We start from the raw sequence: 24,766 nt of genomic DNA on the forward strand, positions 1-24,766 counted from the left end.
CGCCCGCTGGCCTGTGAATCCGCGTGTCCCTAGCTAGTCACTATGCGAAGCTGTAAGTGATTGTTGTGCCTGGTCGGATGATCAAGATCATTATGTAAATGCGAATCATTATACTAATCATTAATAAAAAGACTGTCCATGATCATCGAGCGATCCGTTCGCCATGGCCTGACACCCCATGGTTCTGAATAGGCCAGATAGAGGACGTTTAGACGTTGAAAATGAGAATTTTTTGTCTTACGGTTCTCGGCCCAGGGACCACACCAACGAGCCAACTCCATGTCCTCGACACCTGCCAAGCCGCCTCGACTGACAGGCGAAGCCCTGCGCGCCGGGTACGAATCCCGACGCGTACTGGACGGCATTGACCTGACGGTGGCCGAGGGCAAGCTGACGGTGCTGCTCGGCCCGAACGGTAGCGGGAAGTCGACGCTGCTGAAGACGTTGGCACGCACACTGACGCCCAGTGCCGGACGCGTCTGTCTCGATGGCGAGGACATCCACCGCCGCAACACGCGAGAGGTGGCACAGCGCCTGGGCATCCTGCCGCAGGGCCCTTCCGCACCGGAGGGACTGACGGTCAGGCAACTGGTCGGCATGGGGCGCTTTCCTCACCAGCGGTTGTGGCGACAGGATGCCCATCAGGATGCTCGCGCCATCCGCGAGGCGATGGCTTATGCCGATGTCACGGACTTCGCCGAGCGCAGTGTCGACGCGCTCTCCGGCGGACAGCGCCAGCGCTGCTGGATCGCCATGATCCTGGCCCAGGAGACGGACCTGGTCCTGCTCGACGAGCCGACGACCTTTCTCGATCTGAAGGTCCAGGTCGACCTGCTGGAGTTGCTGGTTCGGCTCGCCCACGACAAGGGGCGCACGCTGCTGGTGGTACTGCACGACCTCAACCTGGCCGCGGCCTATGCCGACATTCTGGTGATGATGCGCCAGGGCCGCATCGAGCATAGCGGCCCACCGGAAACGGTCTTCACCAGTGCTCACCTCAAGCAGGTCTTCGATCTCGATGCGCATGTCATTCGCGATCCGCATACCCGGCGCCTGCTCTGCGTGCCTAGCCTGACGGGCACGACACCCATTCCCCAGGTGATCTCCGGGGTCGCGCATGGTTAATCCCGCCCCGCTGCCACGATGAGTCGCCGATGACCACTGCCCCCAGACAGTTCTGCGCCATCGAGAGCGCCGAGATCGGCGATCCGCTGGTGGGCACTGCCGCGCATGCCACACACAATTTGCTGATCAGCTGGCCGCGGGCCAAGTGGCTGCGCAACCTGCGCCAGGCCAGCGACATGCCCGAGGATGTGCTGACTCTGCTCGACGCCATCGCCGACGGCGGACGACGGGCCAACCTGATACATCGCCGGGAGCAACCCAGCCACCGGCACCGGGTGGTGCTGATGCCGGAGTGTCGGACGTACGACGTGGAGAGGGAGGAGCTGGCCGAGCTGCTGCACGCCTTCATCGAGGGAAGGTCGCTGGAACGCTGGCGGACCGGCAGCGTCGAGGGGACGCTGATTCTTTGCTGCACCCACGGCAAGAAGGACAAGTGCTGCGCCAAGTTTGGCTACCGCAGCTACAAGGCCCTCACCAGCGCCGCGCAGCAGCACGCTCACCCATTCGATGTCTGGGAGAGCTCTCACCTGGGCGGCTGTCGGCTCGCCGCCAGCGTCATGGTCTTCCCGGCGCTACGCAAGTACGGCCGCCTCGCCGCCGACGATGTTCCACGACTGTTGCAGGCCGAGGCCGAGGACCGTCCCTACCTGCCCTGCTACCGCGGCGACTCGGCGCTGACGCCGCCCGAGCAATGCGCCCAAGTCGCGGCACTGGCGTGGTTGGAAGAGAGCGGAATGCGCGGTGGTGTGACCGTGGAAGGCGAAGCCAAGCGGATCGACGCTAATCGACTGATTCTGCCGGTACGCTGGCAGACCGCGCAGCACGAGGGGTGGCTGGAAGTGACCTGCCGCGCGAGTGAACTCATCCGCCACGATACCTGTGCCGACTACGAACGTGACGGTGCCCAGCCGAGCCAGGTCTGGCACGCCACGCACGTCGTCGAACAAGCGTACACGGCCGAACCTCGCAAGTCCTGAGGCCAGCCTCGAGAAGGATCAGGCGCTGTCGGCGTCGCTCAGCGGCGTCGGGTGCTTGCCATGCTCCCAACCCTGGCTATCGGCTCGCTCGTCGTCGAACCAGGCCAGCCGCTCGTGCAGCGAGACCACGCTGCCGACGATGATCAGGGTCGGTGGCTGCACATTATCGCGCTCCAGGCTTTCCGGCAGGGTCGCGAGCGTGCCCACATGCACCCGCTGACGCGCCGTGGTGCCCTGCTCGATCAGCGCCAACGGCGTCTCGCCGGGCAGGCCATGGGCCTGCAGTTCGCGGCGAATCACATCGAGGCTGCCCAGCCCCATGTAGAACACCAAGGTCTGGCCGGGCCACGCCAGCGTTGGCCAATCGAGATCGCAGCTACCGTTCTTGAGATGCCCGGTAACGAAGCGCACCGACTGGGCGTGGTCGCGATGGGTCAGCGGAATGCCGGCATAGGCGCCGCAACCGGCGGCGGCGGTCACGCCGGGCACCACCTCGAAATCGACATTGGCCCGGGCCAGCGTCTCGAGCTCCTCGCCGCCACGGCCGAAGATGAACGGATCGCCCCCCTTGAGGCGCACCACGCGCTTGCCCTGGCGCGCCCAGTCGACCAGCGCCTGATTGATGCTCTCCTGGGGCAGGCTGTGCTGGGAGCGCGCCTTGCCCACGTACAGCCGCTGGGCGCGGGGATTGGCCAGGGCGAGTATCTCGGCACTGACCAGCCGGTCGTGCAGGATGACCTCGGCGACTTGCAGCCGCTTCAGCGCCTTGAGCGTGAGCAGCTCGGGATCACCCGGTCCCGCACCTACCAGGCACACCTGACCGCGCGGAAAATCGCGCAGCGCAGTGAGCCTTAGACTATCGGCCGGTGTCGAGGCAGACGGATCGATCATGAGCATTCTTATAGCGTTAACGTTGGAATAGCGGCTTTCTTATGCATGAAAATAAGGCGGTTTACGGGAGATTACCAGTAACGTCTGGTTGCCAGCTTATAACGTCTCGTGCCTTACGAAAAAACGCTCGCCGTATGAGCTGCCCAACAATTGCTGGACGGTTTACTCTCAAGAGAACCGACACATAACAGCGCCCACCTTGCGTTCGAGTTACAGCAAAGCTCGGTCGGCCGACGTTCAACACCGCTCTTCTTTCACGCCCTAGACTTTGGTTCAACTGCTGAGCGTCACCCACGCGCACCAACACAAGCTTTCCGGCCTTTGGCCATGCGCCATCTGATCAACGAACTCGGATCGCTGCCAATCATGGCTTCACAAAACACCTTGAAGATTGTATAAAATATAAAAATTAGCAGAACCACAAGGAGCAGAATTCTCCCGTTTCCTCGGCTAGGACAAACAAAAGGTGTTTCATGAAACGTATTCACGTCATCGATTCCCACACCGCAGGTGAACCTACACGATTGGTCATGGAGGGCTTTCCTGCCTTGGCGGGCAGCACCTTGGCCGAGAAGCGCGACTCCCTTCGCGACTCCCACGACGAGTGGCGGCGGACCAGCATGCTCGAACCCCGGGGACACGACGTGCTCGTCGGCGCCCTGTATTGCGCGCCGGAGTCACCGAATGCCACCTGCGGCGTCATCTTCTTCAACAACACCGGCTATCTGGGCATGTGCGGCCACGGCACCATCGGCCTGGTCGCCTCCCTGCATCACTTGGGGCGCATGACACCGGGCACTCACATGATCGACACGCCGGTAGGTCCTGTCAGCGCAACCCTTCACGACGATGGCGCCGTGACCGTGCGTAACGTCCTCTCCTATCGCTATCGCCAGCAGGTTCCCGTCGACGTGCCGGGCCATGGCGTGGTCCACGGCGATATTGCCTGGGGGGGCAACTGGTTCTTCCTGGTCAGCGAGCACAGCCAGGTCATCGAGCTTGGCAACGTAGACGCACTGACCGACTTCACCTGGGCCATTCGCCAGGCTCTCGAAGACCAACGAATCACCGGGGACGACGGTAGCGTAATCGATCACATCGAGCTGTTTTGCGATGACGCGAAGGCCGACAGCCGTAACTTCGTCCTGTGCCCCGGCAAGGCCTATGACCGCTCTCCCTGTGGCACCGGCACCAGCGCCAAGCTCGCTTGCCTGGCGGCGGATGGCAAGCTGGCTCCCGGTGAGACTTGGGTCCAGGCGAGCATCTGCGGAGGCCAGTTCGAGAGCTCCTACGAGTGGGAGGGCGAGCGCATTCGCCCCTCCATCAAGGGGCGCGCTTATCTCAGTGCGGACACCACCCTGCTGATCGATGAGCAGGACCCGTTCGCCTGGGGTATCACGGCGCCATGATCGCAGGGCGCCAGCCATGGGCCCGCCGTCACCTCGCTATGCCCGTCACCACGCAGCGGAGGCCGGCGAAGCACCAGGCCGATCTCCCCACCGACAGTTTTAGAGCCCGCACCGGCGGTCACCGATAAGACCGCGGTGCTGAGCCACCGGTACGAAACAGACCAACCACCGAGGAACAACGATGAACGACACAATCTTTACCGGCTGCATTCCCGCGTTGATGACGCCCTGCGACGCCGACCGCCAGCCGGATTTCGATGCGCTGGTCGCCAAAGGCCGCGAACTCATCGATCTCGGCATGAGCGGCGTGGTGTACTGCGGCTCCATGGGGGACTGGCCGCTGCTGACCGATGCGCAGCGTCAGGAAGGCGTCGCACGCCTGGTGGAAGCGGGCATCCCGACCATCGTCGGCACCGGCGCGGTCAACTCGCGGGAAGCCGTCTCGCATGCGGCTCACGCGGCCAGAATGGGTGCCCAGGGGCTGATGGTCATTCCCCGCGTGCTGTCCCGCGGCACCTCCATCGCCGCCCAGAAGGCCCACTTCTCGGCCATTCTTGAAGCCGCTCCCAACCTGCCCGCGGTGATCTACAACAGCCCCTACTATGGCTTCGCCACCCGTGCCGATCTGTTCTTCGAACTGCGCCGCCAACATCCCAACTTGATCGGCTTCAAGGAATTCGGCGGTGCCGACGACCTGCGCTACGCGGCGGAGAACATCACCTCACAGGATGATGACGTGACCCTGATGGTTGGTGTCGATACCACCGTCTACCACGGCTTCGTCAACTGCGGCGCAACCGGTGCCATCACTGGGATCGGCAATGCTCTGCCCTGCGAAGTACTGCAGCTCGTGGCGTTGAGCAAGAAGGCCGCCAAGGGAGACGTCACCGCTCGCCGCCTGGCCAAGGAACTCGAGGAAGCGCTCGGCGTGCTGTCGTCCTTCGACGAGGGCGCCGACCTGGTTCTCTATTACAAGCACCTGATGGTCCTCAACGGCGACCGCGAATACGCGTTGCACTTCAACGAGACCGATGTGCTCAGCGATGCCCAGCGGCGCTATATCGAGGCTCAGTACGCCCTGTTCCGTACCTGGTACGCCCAGTGGGCGGCTGCCATAGACATTGTCTGAACGGCGGTAGAGATCGACTGGCTGACCTGACGTGATCGGCCAGCCCGTCCTCCCGTTGTTCACACTTCACTCTCCACCTCCAACCCAAGGAGACGAGCATGACTCTGGAAGGCAAGATGTTGATCGGCCAGCAAGCCATTCAAGGCCGCCGCGAGCCGATTCACGCCGTCAATCCGGCCACCGGCGAGCGCCTTGAGCCCGCCTACCCCGGCGGAACCCGAGAAGAGGTCGATAGGGCCTGCGAGCTGGCCTCGGTGGCGTTCGATCACTACCGTGAAACCACGCTGGAAGCGCGTGCCCGGTTACTTGAGACCATCGCCGACGAGATCGAAGCCCTGGGAGAGTGTCTGATCGAACGGGCCGTGGCCGAGTCCGGCCTGCCCCAGGCGCGGATCCAGGGCGAACGTGGTCGCACCTGCAACCAGCTGCGGCTGTTTGCCAGGACCGTGCGTGCCGGCGAGTGGCTGGATGTGCGTATCGACCCGGCCCTTCCCGAGCGCCAGCCCCTGCCGCGTGCCGACCTGCGCCAGCGCCATGTTGCCTTGGGCCCGGTGGTCGTCTTCGGCGCCAGCAACTTCCCGCTGGCCTTCTCGGTCGCCGGCGGCGACACCGCCTCGGCCCTGGCCGCGGGCTGTCCGGTCATCGTCAAGGCACACTCCGCGCATCCCGGCACCAGCGAGTTGGTCGGCCGGGCGATACAAGCCGCTGTGCGTCGCTGTGGGCTGCCCGAAGGCGTCTTCTCGTTGATCTTCGGCTCTGGCCGTGAGGTGGGTCAGGCGCTGGTCACCGACGCTCGCATCAAGGCGGCCGGGTTCACCGGCTCGCGCAGCGGCGGCCTGGCCCTGTGGAAAGCCGCTCAATCGCGCCCCGAACCCATTCCCTTCTATGCCGAGATGAGCTCCATTAATCCCGTATTCCCGTTACCCGCGGCGCTCAAGTCACGCGGTGCGGCCATGGGCGAAGCCTTCGTGGGCTCGCTGAACATGGGCGCCGGCCAGTTCTGCACCAACCCGGGCCTGGTCATCGCGATCAAGGGGCCCGAGCTCGAGACCTTCATCGACGCCGCTAGCCGGGCTGTCGAGGACAGCGGCAGCCAGACCATGCTCACGCCGGGAATCTTCGAGGCCTACGAAAGCGGCGTGAAGGGGTTGGCCGACAGTGACAAGGCGAGGGAAATCGCTCGCGGCCATGCGAGGGATGCACCCAATCAGTGCCGGACCGGCCTGTTCGTGACGTCTGCCGCCGACTTCATGACCGACGAGGCCCTACAAGCCGAGGTCTTCGGTGCCACCTCCCTGGTGGTGGAGTGCCGGGACAGCACGGAACTCCGCCGTGTCGCCGAGCAGTTGGAAGGCCAACTGACCGCCACCCTGCAAATGGACGATGCCGACCTGGACACGGCCCGTGACCTCCTGCCACTGCTGGAGCGCAAGGCCGGGCGCATTCTGGTCAATGGCTGGCCCACCGGGGTCGAGGTCTGCGACGCCATGGTGCACGGCGGCCCCTTCCCGGCGACCTCGGATGCCCGCACCACCTCCGTGGGCACCGCAGCCATCTCGCGCTTCCTGCGCCCGGTCTGCTATCAGGACCTGCCGGACGCCCTGTTGCCCGAGGCCTTGAAGGACACCAATCCGTTGTCCCTCAAGCGCCTGGTGGATGGATGGCGCGAGAGCTGACGGCTCTCCCTCTCGATCGCAAGCCGCTCCCCTCCCCTCTGGGGAGCGGTCAGCTTCTCTTCCGGCTCCTTCGTCCCGGGGAACCCTCCCGGGAAAATGAATGCTTCTGTCCAAGCCATCGGAAACGGCCCATGGACTTTTATTGCAGTTTGTATACAGTGTGCAAAATCACTCTTTCGACAGATACCGGCTATGGCGACTTACAAGACACGGGCGCAATTCGTCGCGGACGATCTGCGCAGACGCATTCTTGGCGGAGAATTCAAGGGCGGCACCCAGCTTCGCCAAGACGCTCTTGCGAAGGATTACGATGTCAGTCGCATTCCCGTCCGGGAGGCTCTGTTGACCCTGGAAGCCGAAGGCCTGGTGGAATTTCATGCCCATCGCGGGGCCTTCACCACGGAGTTGTCCGTTGCCAAGATCCGCGAATTGTTCGACCTCCGCGTTCTGCTCGAGACTTACGTCCTGCGCCATGCCATCGCGGGGCTCACCGAAGCGGACCTGAAAAAGGCCGAAGACATTCTCCTCAAGTACGACGAGGCGCTGAACACCGGCGGCGAGATCGACAACTGGAGCGAATACAACTTTGCCTTTCACCAGGCCCTGTACGCCCCCGCCGAACTGCCCGAGACCCTTGCGCTCATCAGCCAGTTGAACACCAAGTCGGATCGCTACATCCGCATGCAACTGCTGTACACCCAGGAAATCGAGAAGGCCGAGAAGGAGCACCATGGGCTTCTCGAGTTGGCCCGCCAGGGAGAAGCCGATCGGGCCTGTGGGCTATTGAGGACACACATTCAGGAAGCCTGCGAAGGGATCGTCACGCTGCTCGAAGAGCGCGCCAAGCAGGCCGAAGAACTCTAGGCCATACACCCGACGGGCTCGCTCGGCCGAATCTGACACGCAAAGCCGAGGGCACCATACCTATCCGACATTCCGTTGGTGACACAAGCGCGTGTACCTTCGGTACGCGATCATCGGCCCCGGCGGGACGCCCGGTATTGCAATACGACGGCTGAATTCGGCCGTCCTGGTCATTCAGCGATATGTCCCCCAGCAGGCATGTGTGGCTGACGCATGCCGCTGTCGGCTCTTCCTTGGCATCATCCCACCGCCAGCTCGCCCCGTCCGTTCAGCCACGGCTAACTCGGTCATTGCCGATCGTCTCCGAGAACACCCAGCAACTCGCCACCTGCCTGTGATCGTCCAATCGAAGCCCTCTTCATCGGCTAATCAGCCCCCTGCTATCAACTTTGGTCGCATGTCGTATTGAACCTCATGAGCGCGTATCTTATATTTTATACAATCGACAAAACGAACGATTACCTAACGAAGGAAATGCGATGGGCTCACACGACCAGGCCACCCAAAGCACCGCCAGACAAGCCGAGATTACCGTCATCGGTGCCGGGGTGATCGGTATCGCCAGCGCGCTTTCGCTGAGCCGGCAAGGGTGGCGGGTACGGGTGATCGACAAGCATGTCCCCGGCATGGGGGCCTCCTTCGGCAATGCGGGGCATATGGCCACCGAGCAGGTCTTCCCCATCGCCGACGCCTCGATCCTGATGCGCCTGCCCCGCATGCTGCTGGATCCCATGGGGCCGCTGCGCTTGGATTGGCGCCACTTTCCCAAGGCCCTGCCCTGGTTCACCCGACTCCTCTGGAACCTGCGTCAAACACCCTACCAGGCCAGCGTGAGCGGCATCCGCGCGCTCAATGAGGCAAGCCTCGGCGCCTGGCGCCGACTGCTCGACTCGGTGGATGGCACTCACCTGCTGAAGGAGGACGGCTCCTTTCTGGTCTACGAGCGGGAAAACTCATTCGCCGCCATTCAGGCGCTGCAAGCCCGCATGGCCGCCCAAGGCGTTGCGGTGGAGTCCTGGCAGGGCAACGCCATTCGCGACGTCGCCCCACAGCTCGCCGAGACGATTCGAGGCGGCCTTTTCTTTCCCGCCACCGGCCACGTCGTCAACCCCTTCTCGGTAGTGGACGCTCTGACCAACGCGGCCAAGGCCGAGGGCGTAGAGTTTCATCAAGACGAAGTCCTCTCGGGCGAAGTCCACTCCCGCGGCGTCACCCTTAAGACGGCTCGATCGAGGCCTATCCACGCCGACAAGGTGCTCGTGGCCTGCGGAGCGCACTCGGCGCCCCTGACCGCCGACCTCACCGGCATCAAGGTACCGCTGGATACCGAACGCGGCTACCACCTGATGCTCCCGCGTGAGCAGGAACGCCTGCCGGTGGCGGTGACCTCCCTGGAGCGCCGCTTCATCATGACGCCCATGACAGAGGGCCTGCGCCTGGCTGGCACCGTCGAGTTCGCCGGTCTTCACCGGCCGCCCAACATGCAAAGGGCCTGGCAGTTGCACCGCTTGAGCCAGGGCCTGTTCAAGACACCGCTCGATGCTTCCGAGGCAACGCCGTGGATGGGCTTTCGCCCTTCGCTTCCCGATTCGCTGCCGGTCATCGATAGCGCGCAAGACGGCAAGGTCCTGCTGGCTTTCGGGCATCACCATCTCGGCCTCACCCAAGCTGCAGTGACGGCCGAACTGATTGCCACGCTGGCAACCCAGGGACAGAAGGCCTCGTCCTCCGCCCTGGCCCTTCCCGAGCTGACGCCCTATCGGCTCGATCGCTTCTCATCGTAACCCTCAACCCAGACAACAAGACCAAAGGAGACATCATGTCCTCATTCGCGGGCCCTTCAAGACTGCCCAACATGACCGAGGTCCTCGCCGTCATGGTGGGCTTTATCGCCATCATGTTTCTCAGCATCAACGTGCTCGGACTTCCCATCCAACTGGCGCTATTCGCGTCATGGTTTCTGGTCATGGCGTTGGGCCTGAGGCTCAAGACATCCTACGCAAGCATGCAGGAAGGACTCATCGGCGGCATCCACAATGGCATGGAGGCGGTGTTGGTCCTTACCACCGTCGGCGCCCTGATCGGCACCTGGATCGCCGGGGGCATCGTGCCGAGCATCATCTACTATGGCCTGACGGTAATGAACCCGCAGATATTCCTGTTCGCCGCTTTCGTCATCTGCGCCCTGACCTCACTGGCCACCGGCACCTCCTTCGGCACCGCGGGAACCGCCGGCGTCGCAATGATGGGAATCGGTCACAGCTTCGGCATTCCCCTACCTCTGGTGGCCGGCGCCGTCATCTCCGGCGCCTATGTCGGCGACAAGATGTCACCGCTGTCCGATACCACAGTGATGACCGCATCGCTGTGCAAGGTCAATCTGGTGGATCACATCCGTTCCATGATGTTGGTCAGCGGCCCGGCCATCCTGATCGCCGCGGTCCTGTTCCTGGTCGTCGGCTTCTTCTACATCAGCGGCGATGTGGACACCTCCCGCGCCACCGTCGCCATGCAGGCCCTGGAGACCCACTTCACCATCAGTCCTTGGTTGCTATTGCCGGCGGTGATCGTGATCGTGCTGCTGACACGCCGCTTCCCGGCCATTCCGGTGATTACCTTCGGCGCCGTGCTGGGTAGCATCTGTGCCTGGTGGGCCCAGGGTACCGGCCCCATCGAGGCCATTCGGATCGCCTATGTGGGCAACGCCATGCAATCTGACGTGGCGTTCCTGAACACCCTGCTCAACCGGGGCGGGATCGAGTCCATGCTGGGCGTCGTAGCGCTGATCCTGTTTGCCCTGGGCCTCGGCGGCCTGATGGATCGGGTCGGTATCCTCAAGTCGATCAGCAACGGCTTCTTGCGCTGGGCCAACAATCCGGGTCGCTTGACCCTCTCCACCATGCTGGGCGGTTTTTTCGGCAACTTCTTCGGTGGCGCGGCCTACGTCTCCCTGATCACGGCAAGTACCATCACCGAGAAGAACTATGACGACCAGGGGGTGGATCGTCGCGTGCTCTCACGCAACACCGAGGCCGGCGGGACCATCACGACCCCGATGGTGCCCTGGACCGACGGCGGCGTCTTCATGGCCACGACGCTCGGTGTATCGACCATGACCTACCTGCCCTTCCTCTGGTATCACATGCTGGTGATCGCAATCTCGATCTTGTATGGCTACGCCAACATCGCCATCTGGAGAACAAAGCCCAGGACTGAGGCAAGAAACGACACCACGGGACAACCGGGCCTGCAGGCATCGTAGCCGCCTTCCGGGTCTGGCTAATAAGCTCTAACCTCACTGCCGTACACTGAAAACTGAAAAGTCCCGCTTCATGCGGGACTTTTCACGTCTATTGACTGCACCAGTAGCCGGACACCTAGCCGGCGAACTGGCGCTTGAGCCGTGGGCTGAGCAACTCGCCGATCAGCGTGAAAGCGATCAGCAGAGCCAGGAACCACGGCCACTGACTCCCCATATCGAGATCCATGACACCGAGTGCATCGATGAAGATCAGCACGATACCCAACGGGCTGACATAGCGGATCATGAACAACCACAGCGCGTGCTGGGCGTTGGACAGGCCGAGCTCGGAGCGGAATATCTCGTTGCGCAGCACGAAGCCAGCCAGGACCGCCATGCCCAGGCCGCCCAATGGCATCATGAAGCGCGAAGTCAGGTAGTCCAGCCAGCCGAAGAAGTGCTTGCCCGCCAGCGTCCAGTCGGCGCCGACGTTGAACGACAGCATCGCTAGCGTGCTGACGATCCACAACAGGATCCCTACGCCCCACGACGCCTTGACCCGCGAGATGCCCTTGCTCTCGTTCAGCCAGGCAATGGTCGCCTCGACCATCGAGATCGCCGAGGTCAGCGCGGCGACGGTCAACATGATGAAGAAGATAATCTCAAGCAGTGTGCCGAACGGCATCTGCTGGAAGGCCAGCGGCAGGCTCATGAAGATCAGCCCCGGACCGGAAGACGGGTCCATGCCATTGGCGAAGATGATCGGGAAGATCGCCAGGCCGGCCATCAACGCAACGGTGGTATCGCAGATCGCGACCACGAAGGTGGTACGCGCGATCGACTTGCCGTCGGGCAGATAGGCGCCGTAGGTCATGATCGCCCCGGAGGCCAGCGAGAGGGTGAAGAAGCAGTGACCCATGGCCGCGAGCAGACCCTCGCTGGACAGCTTACCGAGTTCGAAGCCGAACAGGAAATCCACCGCCGCACCGAAGCCGCCGGAGAACATCGCATAGCCGATCATGATCAGCAGCATGATCACCAGGCCCGGCATCATCCAGCTCACGCTGCGCTCGATGCCTTCCTGCACGCCCTTGCCGACGATGAACATGGTCGCCAGTGTGACCAGCGTACTCCAGAAGCCGAGATTCCAGGGGTTGGCATTATTGGCCGCGAAGATCGCCGCCATGCCATCGACGCTATCGGCGTTCAAACCGCCGCTGATCGCCTTCCACAGATAGGAAACCGACCAGCCGGCCACCACCACGTAGAACGACAGAATCATGAAACCGCACAGCATCGCCATCCAGCCGATGAGCGACCAGCCAGAGCCGCGCCCGGACTCGCGCGCGACACGGCGTATCGCGTCGATGGGGCTGCCGCGGCCACGCCGACCGAAGCCGATCTCGGCGATCATGATCGGAATGCCGATGGCTGCGATACAGGCCAGATAGACCAGCACGAAGGCACCGCCTCCGTACTCGCCGGTCATATAGGGAAACTTCCAGATATTGCCCAGCCCCACCGAGGAGCCGGTCGCCGCGAGAACGAAGCCCCAGCGGCCCATCCATAGATTCTTGGGTTTTTCTCTTGCTGTCATGAAACACCTGTCGGGTCTTGTTGTTGTGCCTTTGGCAAATCGTCGCGGCACGGCTGGCCGGCGATTGTAGCGTTAACCTACTGTGATTCGCGAATATGTCGACCTGTTACACCGATCCGTGACAAATCCGCAGCAAAAAAGCCTGCTTTTATTCACAACTCAGGGGTCAGCATCGGCCTGGGCCTCGGGTGCGGCAAGGCGGAACGCCTCGAGTTCGCGGGCCCGGGCGTCCAGCGCCGTAAGCGCCGGATACGCCGATAGATCGCAGTCGAAGCGCCGCGCGTTGTACATTTGCGGCACCAGGCAAATTTCCACCAGGCCGGGGCGCTCGCCCAGCGAGAAGGCACCGTCGAGTTCGGCGGCCTGGGGCTCCAGCGCCGCAAGCCCCAGCGCCACCCAATGGCGGTACCAGGCCAGCTTGGCGTCGTCGCTTATGCCAAGCTCACTCACCAGATACTTGAGTACGCGCAGGTTATCCAGCGGATGGATTTCACTGGCGATATGCTGCGCGAAGGCCCGCGCCCGACCGCGTGCCGCCGGATCTTCAGGCAACAGCGGCAGCGCCGGGCGCGTCTCGTCGAGGTATTCGAGAATCGCCAGCGACTGCGACAGCCGCGTGCCGTCGTTGTCGACGAGCAGCGGTACCAGCCCCTGGGGATTGAGTTCGCGATACTCGGCGCGGTGCTGATCGCCACCGTCGCGTACCAAGTGCACGCTGCGGTGCTCGGCATCGATGCCTTTCAGGTTCAGCGCGATGCGCACGCGGTAGGCGGCGCTGGAGCGCCAGTATCCGTAGAGAACCGGACGTTCGACTGGCATGGCCATCCCCCCTGATTACTCGCCGGGCACGTAGCGCTCGACGGCCTGATCGATGGCGCCGAACAGCGACTGGCCGTCGTGATCGAACATCTCGATGCGTACCCGGTCGCCGAACGTGAGGAACGGCGTCCTGGGCTCGCCATGCTCGAGCGTCTCGAGCATGCGTTTCTCGGCCAGGCAGGCGGAGCCACGGCTGCGGTCGTAGTTGGACACGGTGCCCGAGCCGATAATGGTGCCGGCGCACAGCGGGCGGGTCTTCGCCGCATGCGCCACCAATGTGGGAAAGTTGAAGGTCATGTCGACGCCGGCATTGGGGCGCCCGAACAGCTCGCCGTTGATATGACTGACCATATCCAGGTGCGCCTTGCCGTCGCGCCAGTCATCACCCAGCTCATCGGGGGTCACTGCCACCGGCGAGAACGCCGAGGACGGCTTGGCCTGGTAGAAGCCGAAGCCCTTGGCCAGTTCGCCGGGAATCAGCTTGCGCAGCGAAACGTCGTTGACCAGCATCAGTAGCTTGATGTGCTCGCCGGCCGCATCGGCACTGGCGCCCATGGCCACGTCGTCGGTGATCACCGCCAGCTCGGCCTCCAGGTCGATGCCCCAGGCCTCGTCGGCCAGGCGGATCGGCGCGGTCGGCGCGAGAAACGTATCGGAGCCGCCCTGATACATCAGCGGATCGTGCCAGAAGCTCTCGGGCATCTCGGCGCCGCGCGCCTTGCGCACCAGCTCGACGTGATTGACATAGGCGCTGCCATCGGCCCAGTGGTAGGCGCGCGGCAGCGGGCTGGCGCAGGCCTCAACGCGGAAGTCGAAGGCTTCGGCGCACTGGCCCTCGTTCAATTCGCGATAGCGCGCTTCGAGCCGCGGCGCCAGCGTGGCCCAGTCATCGATCGCCGCCTGCAGCGTCGCGGCGATATCGGTCGCATCCACCGCCCGGGTCAGATCGCGGGACACCACGATCAGCTTGCCATCACGGCGATGCTGCAAAGATGCCAATTTCATCGGTTACTCCTTAAGCAAAGGTCTGTTCAGTCGGCCTTGCCCGGCGAGCGCCAGGAATTCACGTAGTCGGTATTTTCCACGCGCTCGACGGCATCGGTGGTGCGTAGGCTGCGCCGGGTGTCGATCATCACCGCGACCTCGTCGGTAAAGGTGCCGGGGCTCTCCTGGCTCTTCTTGAGTGCCTTGGGGTGCGGGCCATGGGCGAAACCGCAGGGATGGAAAGTGATCATGCCCTGCTCGATATTGTCGCGGGAGAAGAAGTTGCCGCGGTGGTAGAACAGCACTTCATCGTAGTCGTCGTTGTTGTGGTAGAACGGTACCTTGAGCGCGCCGGGGTCGGATTCAATGGGTCGCGGGCAGAAGGTGCACACGACGAAGCCGCGCGCGACGAAGGTGGTATGCGCCGAGGGCGGCAGATGGTAGCGGTGGCTCATCACCGGGCGAATATCACGCCAGTTGACCCGCACCACGGTGTTGTCGCCGTGCCAGCCCACCGCGTCCAGTGGATTGAACGGGAAGGTCACGGTGGAAATCTCGGCCAATCGCTTGACCCGCACCTGCCAGGTATTTTCATCCTGCTGATCGCGGAAGGCCTGATCGAGGCGCGGATGATCGAGCACCGCCGGATCGAAGATGGCGTTGGGGCCGAGAATGCCCTTCTCCGGTAACTGGTAGGCACCGTCGACGTTCTCGATCATCAGGATTTCGCAACGCTCGGTCGGTGCCAGCCTCCAGGCGGTGCCGCGCGGAATCATCAGATAGTCGCCATCGCGGAATTCGAGATGGCCATAATCGCAGTAGAGCGACCCGGCGCCATGGTGGATAAACAGCAATTGATCGCCGTCGCTGTTGCGCACCAGATGGCGCATCGCTCCGCTCAAGCGCCAGAAGCGCACTTCGACGTCAGCGTTCTCGAGCACCGCCGGCGCCCGCCAGGGGCAATCCGGCGTGTCGTCTATGTGATTGAGATCGAAGGCGCGCGGGCGTAGCGGGCCCTCCCAATCGACCCAGCCGGTCGGCGGGTGCTTGTGGTGCATATGACTGACCGGGCCGAAGAAGCCCTCGCGGCCCAGCTCACGCTCGTAGGTACCCTCGGGCAGATCGCAGTGGGCCTGGCGGGAATGCTCACCCTCGCGAATGGGAAAACCGATCCAACGATGTTGGCTCATGACGGACTCCTTGGCCTGTCGTCCCATGGCTCGGGGCGATGGCGTCAAACAAGTTTCAATTGAAACCATATGCCGGCATCATGAGGTCGACAAGGTTTACCGGGACCCAACGTCGACCCGTGAAAGCGAAAAGCGTAAGGGAATTTTTACGGCCCTGCGTTTATTCATGAAACTGGCCTGCCATGAAACCGCTCGCCGCGTCAGGCTATACTCGTGGCAGTTTTCACAAACCCTATAAAAGACCGGAGACCTGCTTGCCCCCCGACGATGACGCCAAGCTCGACCTGGAGGGCTTCCTGCCCTATCGGCTGTCGAATCTCGCCGAGCGGATCAGCCAGGCCCTGTCGTCGATCTATGCCGAGCAGTTCGACCTGACCATCGCCCAGTGGCGTATCGTAGCCTGGCTACAGCAGGAAGGTACGCTGACCGCCAAGCGCATCTGCCAGCTCACCGCCATGGACAAGGCCCGCGTGTCGCGCGCCGTTAGCCAGTTGCTGGAGCGCGAGTTGATCGAACGTCGCCGCGATCCCGACGATCAACGCACGTTATGGCTATCCTTGGCTCCAGACGGCCTTGCCCTGCTCGATGAACTCATACCCCGCGCACTGGACTGGGAAAGCCAACTGACCGAGACGCTCAGCGCCACCGAATATCGCGAGCTGTTTCGCTTGCTGGCCAAGGTCGATAGTGGCCTTGCACGATGTATCTCGGCCGCCACGACGCGCCAGACATAACCAAACACAATGCCGCGTCCCGATCATAAGGAGAACGATCCGATGCCACGCCAGTTCGCCATCCTGGGTCTCGGCTACTTTGGCGTCACCGTTGCGGAAGAATTGCGCCGCCAGCACAACGAGGTGCTCGGCGTCGACCGCGACGAAAAACGCGTCAATGCCATGGCCGACATACTCAACCATGCCGTAGTCGCCGACGTCACCGACGAGAAGGCGCTTGCCGAACTGTCGTTGGAGCAATACGACGCCGTGGTCATCGACGTCGACGACAACCTCGAAGCCAGCATGATCTGCACGCTACATGTCCAGGAACTCGGCGCCAGGGAGGTCTGGGTCAAGGCGCACTCCGACGCCCATTACAAGCTGCTCTCGAAACTCGGCGCGGAACATATCGTCTACCCCGAGTACGATACCGGCCTGCGTGTGGCGGAAAGCCTGCATTATCATTCGATAGTCGACTTCATCGATCTGGGCGATCGTCAATTCATCGTCGAGCTGCAGACCACCGCACGACTGAACGAAACCTGTCGCACTATCGCCGATCTGGAACTCGATCAGGACAGCCTGGCATTGGTGGCGATCAAACGTAACGACGAAGTGATTCGCAACCCTAGCGACGATACAACGCTCGAAGAGGTCGATAGCCTGGTGCTGATGGGAGATCTGGATGCCTTGCGTGAACTGGGCAAGAAACTCTAGGGTTGCGGCCCGACCGGGAGTGACGCGATGACGTATTGGCAGCGCCTGATTCGCCCCCTGCGTCGCACGCCTCATGGCCCGATAATCCAGCTATCGCCACCGGAAATTCTGCTATTAGGCTTCGTGCTGCTAGGCAGTATCGGTACCTCGTTGTTGCTATTGCCGGCGGCATCGAACGTTCCGCTGAGTTGGCATCAGGCCCTGTTTACCGCCACGTCGGCAATGACCGTGACCGGACTGACCGTGGTCGACACGTCGAGCCTGACGCTATTCGGCCAGCTCGTGGTTCTCGGTCTGATTCAAGTCGGCGGGCTCGGCTTCATGGTTTTCGCCGCCCTGACCGTACTGCTGCTGGGCATGCGCCTGCCGCTGGCCCAGCAGAACATGATCCGCGAGACTCTCAACCATATTTCCTTTCGCGATCTGAAGCGCCTGGTGGGCCTGGTGATCGTTTTCACGGCAGTGATGGAGACGACCGGCGCGTTGTTGCTGGCCATCGCCTGGGTACCCGAGTACGGCTGGCGGCACGGCATGTGGACCAGCGTGTTTCATGCCATTTCGGCCTTCAACAATGCCGGATTCTCGATCTGGTCCAACAGCCTCACGCAAGAGGTCGCCAATCCACTGGTCAACGCCGTAATCACCGCACTGATCGTTATCGGCGGTCTCGGCTTCCTGGTCATCGGAGAACTCAGCCAGTTCGCAGCTCATCGCCACGGCCCCAGGATGCTTTCACTGCATACCCGGATCGTATTGCATGCCACGTTCTGGCTACTTCTAATTTCGACAATCGCGATTGCCCTGCTCGAATGGAACAACCCGGCCACGCTGGGCGGCCTGGATAGCCTGGGCGCCCGCTTGCAGGCCGCCTGGTTTCAGGCCGTCACACCACGCACGGCCGGCTTCAATACGCTCGATACCAGCGCGCTTGGCGACGCCACCGCCTTGCTGACCATGCTGCTGATGTTCATCGGCGCCGGCTCCGGCTCGACCGCCAGCGGCATCAAGGTCACCACCTTCGTGGTACTGTTCCTGATAGCCCGCGCCTTCATACGTGGCGATGCCGAACCGTCGGCGTTCGGACGCACCATTGGCCATGACACGGTCATGAAAGCCGTCTCCGTGGCTTTGGCGGGCATGTTGCTGATCTTTACCAGCCTGTTCGTCATGACCCTGGCCGAACCCGACGAGGATTTTCTCGCCCTGGCCTTCGAGACCGTTTCCGCATTCGGCACCGTAGGGCTGTCGCGAGGAATTACCGAGACACTATCGGTGCCCGCTGAGTTGACCCTGGCCGTGACCATGCTATTGGGGCGTGTCGGGCCGCTGTCGCTGGGCTATTTCCTGAGTATTCGCCAGACCCGTGGCATCAAGTACGCCGATGGTCAGGTACAAATCGGCTAGAAGAAGGAAGAAGGAAGAAGGAAGACTGTCGTTGAGTGTCATTCACCCATCAAGGCCCCACGAATGCGGGGCCTTGATGGGATTTAGGCTTTGCCTTAATAGTCGACGAACGAAGTCCAGACAAGGCAAAAATCGGCGAAAGAGCGGAGTTTACGTGTTGTAAATGAGCACCTTAAGCCTATTTTTAACGCAGTATGGGCAAGTGTAGGCACTTTTAAGACATAGCCGCGGTCAGTCCGCCTTAAGCACGCCACGGCGAATCTGGTCCTCCTCGATGGACTCGAACAACGCCTTGAAGTTGCCTTCGCCGAAGCCGTCGTTGCCCTTGCGCTGGATGATCTCGAAGAAGATCGGGCCGATTACCGTTTCGGTGAAAATCTGCAGCAGCACACCTTCGTTGGGCGCGCCATCGACCAGCAGGCTCAGCTCACGCAGCTCGTCGACGCTCTCCTCGTGATTGGGCACCCGCGCATCGACCTTCTCATAGTAGGTATCGGGCGTGGACAGGAACTTGACGCCGTTGGCCCTGAGCGCGCGCACGGTGGCGTAGATATCGTCAGTGGCCATCGCCAGATGTTGAATGCCTTCGCCATTGTACTCGCGCAGGAATTCGGCGATCTGCGAGGTGTCGTCGGCGGATTCGTTGATCGGAATGTGCATCTTGCCACACGGCGCGGTCATCGCCCGGGAATACAGCGCGGTCATCTTGCCTTCGATATCGAAATAACGAATCTCGCGGAAATTGGCGATCCTGGTATAGAAATCCGCCCATACGTCCATCTGGCCACGGTCGACGTTGTGGGTCAGGTGATCGAGTACCTTGAGGCCCACGCTATTGGCGTTCTTATCAGCGCCGGCAATCGGTTCGAAATCGATGTCATAGATGCTGCGTCCTTGATCGTCGATCTTGGAGTCGACGAAATACAACAGCGACCCGCCGATGCCCTTGACCGCGGGAATGCCGACTTCGCCGGGACCGACCGGGTTTTCGGCCGGCTCGGCGCCATTGGCCACGGCATGCTCGAAGGCATGTTGGGCATCGGCGACCTTCCACGCCATGGCGCAGGCACTGGGGCCGTGAACCTTGGCGAATTCGTCGGCGTGGCTGCCCGGCTCGGCGTTGAGCACGAAGTTGACGTCCTCCTGCTGGAACAGTGTGACGTTCTTGGAACGATGCTTACGCGTCTCGGTGAAGCCCAACTGCAGGAATAACTGGCGTAGCGCCTCCAGCCCTTCAGGCGTGGGCGCGGTGTACTCGACGAACTCGAAGCCGTTGGTGCCGATGGGATTGTGCTGGGAGACGGTCGGGGCGGTAGCCGGGGCGTTCATGGCGATCCTCCAGGAGCTGTTGTTGGGTGGCCTCGCCGGTCGGGCGATGGATGCCTACAGCCTAGAGCGCCCGTGTATGCCCAGAAATGCCCGTCACGCTGCAATCGACTGGGTTACAGCCACTTGTGTGAGCGCCTCCTGTAAAGAGATGCTGACAGGCCCGACGCCCCCTTTGGCTGGGCAACCAGGGCGGCGCGAAAGCCTGACATCGCGTAACGAATTCCTTACAGCTTAACGCCGGTCAGCAGCCCCCATGCCACGGCAACCAGTATCGCCGCAATCAGGCCGTCGATGACTCGCCATACCATGGGGCTGGCAAGACGCGGCGCCAACCAGCCAGCGGCGGCGACCAGGCCGAAGAACCAACCGAACGAGGCCACTGCCGCGCCCAGGTAGAAACCCAACGGACTGGCCTGGGCAGCGCCGATCGCCCCCAGCATGATCAACGTATCGAGATAGACCTGCGGGTTTAGCAGCGTAACGGCAAGCGTTGCGAGCATCACCGAATGCCGCGAGCCCGAGGCGCCACGGCCGGCGGCCAGCGTCCGTGGATCGAGCATGCGACGCCGCGCCTGCCAGGCCTGCCACAGCAGAAAGGCCGCGCCGCCCAAACGCGCTACTAGTATGAGGACCGGCTGGTTGGCGATCAGTTGACCCAGCCCCAGCACACCCAGGCCAATCAGCAGCCAGTCGCACAGTGCACAGACCCCCGCCACCATCCATGGATGCTCACGACGCAGCCCCTGGCCCAACACGAAGGTATTTTGCGCGCCGATGGCGATGATCAGCCCGGCACCAGTCGCCAGCCCCTGAAGTGCGGAAATCAGCATGCTCGTTTCTCGTTAACCGTCATAAGGATGATTGTCAGGAGAAAGCAGCGTAGGCTTGAGCTTTGAATAAGTTAAATTAATTCAAGGAATGGATGATTAACCTAATTAATGCTCGATTATAAACTTCTCCAAGCGCTGGCCGCGGTGGTCGACCAGTCGGGGTTCGAGCGCGGCGCCAAGCACCTGGGATTGACCCAATCGGCGGTATCGCAGCGTATCAAACTGCTCGAGGCCCGCCTGGGCCAGCCGGTGCTGGTGCGTGCCCCCAAGCTGGCGCCGACCCCGCTGGGCCGCCGCTTGCTCAATCATGTGCAGCAGGTGCGTCTGCTCGAATACGACCTGCTCGATCAGATTCCCGCCCTGGGCGAACGCGAACAGCGCCTGCGCCTGGCGATCAACGCCGACAGCCTGGCGACCTGGTGGTCACCGGTGACCGGCGAGTTCTGCCGCCGTCATGGCGTGCTGCTCGACCTGGTGGTCGAGGATCAGGACGTGGCGCTCAAGCGCATGCGCGACGGCGAGGTGGCCGGCTGCATCTGCGCCACACCGCGCCCGGTCCAGGGGGCTCGCTCGCACCCGCTGGGCAGCATGCGCTATCGCGCCCTGGCCAGTCCCGACTACGTGAGCCGCTATTTTCCGAACGGCCTGAGCCTCGACGCGCTGAGCCGGGCGCCGGCGATCGTCTTCGGCCCCGATGATCGCCTCCAGCATCGCTACCTGGAGATGCGTGGTTATCAAGCTCCCTTCCCGCACCACCTGTGCCCCTCCTCGGAAGGCTTCGTGCACCTCACCCAGGCGGGCATGGGTTATGGGATGCTTCCGGAGAGACAGGTCGCGCGTGAACTGGAAGAAGGGTTACTGGTCGATCTCGATCCCGATAGCTTCATCGACGTGCCGCTGTATTGGCATCACTGGCGCCACGGCGGCAGCACGCTGGAGGCGCTCACCGATCACCTGCTGGTGGCAAGTGGCGCCTGGTTGATGCAGGGGCCCGTTTGAATTGACGCCAAACTCCGCCATCCAGCGAACTACACTAGACGGGTGGGTAACCCTTTATTTCAATTTCCTGGGTAAGAATACGGAGTGCTGACTCATGCCAACAAGAATAACAACGCTGCTGCTCATCTCACTGCTTTTAGCCACCCCAGCCGTTGCCGACGATGTTCTCATGGCGATCGACGATGCCCGTAAAGCCTACGAAGCCGGCGATATGAAAACCTCCAGGCAGGCCCTGCAAACGGCCAGCCAACTCATCGCCCAGCAAGCAGCGGAGAACCTGACCAAGGTCTTCCCGGCGCCACTCGATGGCTGGCAGGCCGCGGAAGCGACAAGCTCTGCCGGAGGTGGGCTGCTCGGTGTGGGCGTAACGCAGGCCTCGCGTCAGTACTCCCATCCCCAGGAAGGCGAGGTCTCCATCAGCATCATGGGTGATTCCCCGATGCTGATGCAGTTCGCCGTGATGTTCAGCAACCCGGCAATGGCCGGTGCGATGGGCAAATTAATCCGCCTCGATAGCGGCCAGCAAGCCATTCAGGATGAACAAGGCACACTGATTGCGATGATCGACAACCGCTACCTGATCGAGGTTTCGGGGAGCGCGAATAACGAGATCAAGCTGGAATATCTCGAGGCGATGGACCTGGCGGCATTGACCGATTCGAATCAATAGCAGTCCGGCCAAAAACGACTGCGCCCCGGCAAGCCGGGGCGCAGTGCATCGTAGCTAGAGGAGCATCACGCTCAGGCGGCAACACTACCATGCGGATCGATGACGAATTTCTTCGCCACGCCACCGTCGAAATCGGCGTAACCGCCGGGGGCGCCATCCAGTGAGATCAACTGCACGTTGACCGCATTGGCGATCTGCACCTTCTCGAACAGGATCGCCTGCATCAACTGCCGGTGATATTTCATGACCGGGCACTGGCCGGTATGGAAGGAGTGCGATTTGGCCCAGCCCAGGCCGAAACGCATCGACAGATTGCCATGCTTGGCCTCGTCGCTCTCGGCACCCGGATCTTCGGTAACGTACAGGCCGGGAATACCGATCTGGCCGCCCGCACGTGTGATATCCATCACCGCATTGAGCACCATGGCCGGTTGTTCGTGAGCATGGTCGTGGCCGTGGCAACGCGCCTCGAAGCCGACCGCATCCACCGCGCAATCGACCTCGCGATCGCCGACGATTGGCTCGAGCATATCGGCCATCGGCGTGTCCTGACGCAGATCCAGCGTCTCGCAGCCAAAGCTTGCAGCCTGCTTCAAGCGTTCCGGATTCATATCGCCGATTACCACACAAGCCGCGCCCAATAACTGCGCGGATACCGCCGCGGCCAGGCCGACCGGGCCAGCACCGGCGATATACACGGTGCTACCGGGGCCGACGCCGGCAGTCACGCAACCGTGGAAACCGGTGGGAAAAATATCCGAAAGCATGGTCAGATCCTGGATCTTGTCCAGCGCACGATCGCGCTCGGGGAAGACCAGCAGGTTGAAGTCCGCGTAAGGCACCATGACGTATTCGGTCTGGCCGCCGACCCAACCGCCCATGTCGACATAGCCGTAGGCAGCGCCGGGCCGCGCCGGGTTGACGTTAAGACAGATACCCGTGCGGCCTTCCTTACAGTTGCGGCAACGGCCACAGGCGATGTTGAAGGGTACCGAGACGATATCGCCGACCTTGACGAACTCCACGTCGCGGCCGCACTCGATCACTTCACCGGTGATCTCGTGGCCCAATACCAGCCCTTCCGGTGCGGTGGTACGACCACGCACCATGTGCTGATCGCTACCGCAGATATTGGTGGTGAGTACCTTGAGAATCACGCCGTGGTGACATTGGCGATTGCCGAGGGCGAGTTCGGGAAACGGGATCGACTGCACCTCGACATTGCCGGGCCCCATGTAGACTACACCGCGATTGCCTTGACTCATGGCTGGCATCCTATGTTGTTGTCGCAAGATTTTTCAGAGTAGACGCCCGTGGCTTGCGCGATGTGCTCAGAAAGGCATCGACATGCCCAAACGAGACATCATGCTCCGCGGAAAAACGACGTTGCCTAGCGCCGCCTCACGCCCGACACTGAACACAGGGTATTGGTGAACGGTCATGCCGGGGAGGCAGCAGTGAAGCATGCAATGGCTCATGGATGGATGGCGGCAGGGATATTCGGCCTGGCCCTGAGCGGTTGTGCCGGCACACCATCCAACACACCGATCTATCAGTTGGAAGCACGCGGCGAGAGCGTGGCCGACGCCAAGCACCATGCCATGCAGCAGGCTCAGGCTCGCTGCCAGGGCCAATCGCCCGTGGTGCTCGACAGCAACACGCTGGACACCGGCCCCACCTTCACCGACACCTCGGCCGTGGCTCCAGCGCAGAGCGAGGTAGCCGACTACGAGGCGACCACGCATGAGGGCGAGAGCCCCGTCGTGCGCTGGCGCTATCGCTGTGAATGACGCCGGCGTTACTCGACCGGCATGGCTTTCATTTCCTGAGTAGCCCTTCGACCTTGGAAACCCGCTCATCCATGGTCTGTTCGTGATCGGTACGGGTGCCCAGCTTCAACGTGGTGTGTACACGCGGCGCGCCCATCTCGTGGAGCGTTTCGTGGCAACGCTTCACCACGGCCGTCACTTCATCCCAAGGCCCTTCGACATTGGTGCCATGCGCATGCAAATGACGGTTCAGTCCGGCCTCCTCGATCACCCGCTCACAGGCCGCCACGTAATCCGACACTGAAGCCCCCGCCCCAATCGGAATGACACTCAAATCCGCAATAACGTGCATCGCTACGTCCTCCTTGGTTGCGTAGTCCTTGGCTCCCGGCCAAGGCATATGGACTATATTTTAGTCTAGGCTATCAAG

Annotated in this window: 23 protein-coding genes; 14 read left to right on the top strand and 9 right to left on the bottom strand. The window is 62.2% G+C overall.

The genetic code is table 11. The annotated features are described in order from the left end of the window. Positions 1–279 precede the first annotated feature (279 nt). Both BLR92_RS12895 and BLR92_RS12900 read left to right on the top strand, forming a co-directional pair. A complete protein-coding gene (locus tag BLR92_RS12895) occupies positions 280–1,125 on the top strand; it encodes an ABC transporter ATP-binding protein (protein ID WP_089729200.1) in 846 nt (281 codons plus the stop codon). Positions 1,126–1,154: 29 nt separating this feature from the next. Further along, entirely contained in the window at positions 1,155–2,102 is a 948-nt protein-coding gene (locus tag BLR92_RS12900; protein WP_089729202.1) for a sucrase ferredoxin, read from the top strand. An 18-nt stretch (positions 2,103–2,120) separates the two neighbouring features. Here BLR92_RS12900 and cobA read toward each other — a convergent pair whose 3' ends face one another. Then, entirely contained in the window at positions 2,121–2,993 is an 873-nt protein-coding gene (gene cobA / locus BLR92_RS12905; RefSeq protein WP_089729372.1) for a uroporphyrinogen-III C-methyltransferase, read from the bottom strand. Positions 2,994–3,466: 473 nt separating this feature from the next. Between cobA and BLR92_RS12910 the strand changes: the two genes are divergently transcribed. From BLR92_RS12910 to nhaC, 6 genes are all read left to right on the top strand, one after another. After that, on the top strand, positions 3,467–4,402 hold the full coding sequence (locus tag BLR92_RS12910; RefSeq protein ID WP_089729204.1) for a 4-hydroxyproline epimerase: 936 nt from the start codon (positions 3,467–3,469) through the stop codon (positions 4,400–4,402). 181 nt (positions 4,403–4,583) lie between these two features. After that, positions 4,584–5,531 carry a dihydrodipicolinate synthase family protein gene (locus BLR92_RS12915; RefSeq protein ID WP_089729207.1) on the top strand — a complete coding sequence of 316 codons (948 nt, stop codon included), beginning with the start codon at positions 4,584–4,586 and terminating at the stop codon, positions 5,529–5,531. Positions 5,532–5,629: 98 nt separating this feature from the next. Further along, the gene (locus BLR92_RS12920) at positions 5,630–7,207 is read left to right on the top strand and encodes an aldehyde dehydrogenase (NADP(+)) (RefSeq protein ID WP_089729208.1); all 1,578 of its coding nucleotides are present in this window, start codon (positions 5,630–5,632) and stop codon (positions 7,205–7,207) included. A 192-nt stretch (positions 7,208–7,399) separates the two neighbouring features. Then, positions 7,400–8,071, top strand: coding sequence for a GntR family transcriptional regulator (locus tag BLR92_RS12925; protein WP_089729210.1), 672 nt, complete (start codon positions 7,400–7,402; stop codon positions 8,069–8,071). 479 nt (positions 8,072–8,550) lie between these two features. Then, positions 8,551–9,855 (top strand): NAD(P)/FAD-dependent oxidoreductase, encoded by a 1,305-nt coding sequence (locus BLR92_RS12930; protein WP_089729212.1) that lies wholly within the window; start codon positions 8,551–8,553, stop codon positions 9,853–9,855. A 35-nt stretch (positions 9,856–9,890) separates the two neighbouring features. Next, positions 9,891–11,333 (top strand): Na+/H+ antiporter NhaC, encoded by a 1,443-nt coding sequence (nhaC, locus tag BLR92_RS12935; RefSeq protein ID WP_089729214.1) that lies wholly within the window; start codon positions 9,891–9,893, stop codon positions 11,331–11,333. A gap of 115 nt (positions 11,334–11,448) precedes the next feature. Here the strand turns inward: nhaC and BLR92_RS12940 are convergent, their stop codons facing one another. The 4 genes from BLR92_RS12940 to BLR92_RS12955 form a co-directional block, all read right to left on the bottom strand. Next, positions 11,449–12,909, bottom strand: coding sequence for a sodium-dependent transporter (locus tag BLR92_RS12940; protein WP_089729216.1), 1,461 nt, complete (start codon positions 12,907–12,909; stop codon positions 11,449–11,451). A 159-nt stretch (positions 12,910–13,068) separates the two neighbouring features. Next, on the bottom strand, positions 13,069–13,728 hold the full coding sequence (gene maiA, locus BLR92_RS12945) for a maleylacetoacetate isomerase (RefSeq protein ID WP_217636586.1): 660 nt from the start codon (positions 13,726–13,728) through the stop codon (positions 13,069–13,071). Positions 13,729–13,743: 15 nt separating this feature from the next. Further along, the gene (locus BLR92_RS12950) at positions 13,744–14,733 is read right to left on the bottom strand and encodes a fumarylacetoacetate hydrolase family protein (protein ID WP_089729219.1); all 990 of its coding nucleotides are present in this window, start codon (positions 14,731–14,733) and stop codon (positions 13,744–13,746) included. A 26-nt stretch (positions 14,734–14,759) separates the two neighbouring features. Then, on the bottom strand, positions 14,760–15,902 hold the full coding sequence (locus tag BLR92_RS12955; protein ID WP_089729221.1) for a homogentisate 1,2-dioxygenase: 1,143 nt from the start codon (positions 15,900–15,902) through the stop codon (positions 14,760–14,762). Positions 15,903–16,156: 254 nt separating this feature from the next. Here BLR92_RS12955 and BLR92_RS12960 point away from each other — a divergent pair, with 254 nt between their 5' ends. Genes BLR92_RS12960 through BLR92_RS12970 form a run of 3 tightly spaced genes read left to right on the top strand, consistent with a single transcriptional unit; the run spans position 16,157 to position 18,739 of the window. Continuing rightward, positions 16,157–16,636: a MarR family winged helix-turn-helix transcriptional regulator gene (locus tag BLR92_RS12960; RefSeq protein WP_245704205.1), complete on the top strand. Its 480-nt coding sequence runs from the start codon at positions 16,157–16,159 to the stop codon at positions 16,634–16,636. Between the two features lie 42 nt (positions 16,637–16,678). Then, positions 16,679–17,335: a potassium channel family protein gene (locus tag BLR92_RS12965; RefSeq protein ID WP_175488813.1), complete on the top strand. Its 657-nt coding sequence runs from the start codon at positions 16,679–16,681 to the stop codon at positions 17,333–17,335. A gap of 27 nt (positions 17,336–17,362) precedes the next feature. Next, positions 17,363–18,739, top strand: a complete 1,377-nt coding sequence (locus BLR92_RS12970; RefSeq protein WP_089729227.1) for a TrkH family potassium uptake protein — start codon at positions 17,363–17,365, stop codon at positions 18,737–18,739. A gap of 231 nt (positions 18,740–18,970) precedes the next feature. Here BLR92_RS12970 and hppD read toward each other — a convergent pair whose 3' ends face one another. After that, entirely contained in the window at positions 18,971–20,068 is a 1,098-nt protein-coding gene (gene hppD / locus BLR92_RS12975) for a 4-hydroxyphenylpyruvate dioxygenase (protein WP_089729229.1), read from the bottom strand. Between the two features lie 224 nt (positions 20,069–20,292). Next, positions 20,293–20,898 carry a LysE/ArgO family amino acid transporter gene (locus BLR92_RS12980; protein ID WP_089729231.1) on the bottom strand — a complete coding sequence of 202 codons (606 nt, stop codon included), beginning with the start codon at positions 20,896–20,898 and terminating at the stop codon, positions 20,293–20,295. 108 nt (positions 20,899–21,006) lie between these two features. Between BLR92_RS12980 and BLR92_RS12985 the strand changes: the two genes are divergently transcribed. Then, positions 21,007–21,897, top strand: a complete 891-nt coding sequence (locus BLR92_RS12985; RefSeq protein ID WP_089729233.1) for a LysR family transcriptional regulator ArgP — start codon at positions 21,007–21,009, stop codon at positions 21,895–21,897. Between the two features lie 94 nt (positions 21,898–21,991). Continuing rightward, positions 21,992–22,567, top strand: a complete 576-nt coding sequence (locus tag BLR92_RS12990) for a hypothetical protein (RefSeq protein ID WP_139171602.1) — start codon at positions 21,992–21,994, stop codon at positions 22,565–22,567. Positions 22,568–22,638: 71 nt separating this feature from the next. On the opposite strand, the gene fdhA is transcribed toward BLR92_RS12990, so the two are convergent. Continuing rightward, positions 22,639–23,832, bottom strand: a complete 1,194-nt coding sequence (gene fdhA, locus BLR92_RS12995) for a formaldehyde dehydrogenase, glutathione-independent (protein WP_089729237.1) — start codon at positions 23,830–23,832, stop codon at positions 22,639–22,641. 192 nt (positions 23,833–24,024) lie between these two features. Between fdhA and BLR92_RS13000 the strand changes: the two genes are divergently transcribed. After that, positions 24,025–24,357: a hypothetical protein gene (locus tag BLR92_RS13000; RefSeq protein WP_139171603.1), complete on the top strand. Its 333-nt coding sequence runs from the start codon at positions 24,025–24,027 to the stop codon at positions 24,355–24,357. A 28-nt stretch (positions 24,358–24,385) separates the two neighbouring features. Here the strand turns inward: BLR92_RS13000 and BLR92_RS13005 are convergent, their stop codons facing one another. Beyond that, on the bottom strand, positions 24,386–24,688 hold the full coding sequence (locus BLR92_RS13005; protein ID WP_089729242.1) for an MTH1187 family thiamine-binding protein: 303 nt from the start codon (positions 24,686–24,688) through the stop codon (positions 24,386–24,388). Between the last annotated feature and the right edge of the window lie 78 nt (positions 24,689–24,766).

The sequence above is a fragment of the Modicisalibacter muralis genome (assembly GCF_900102945.1).
Taxonomy (GTDB): domain Bacteria; phylum Pseudomonadota; class Gammaproteobacteria; order Pseudomonadales; family Halomonadaceae; genus Modicisalibacter; species Modicisalibacter muralis.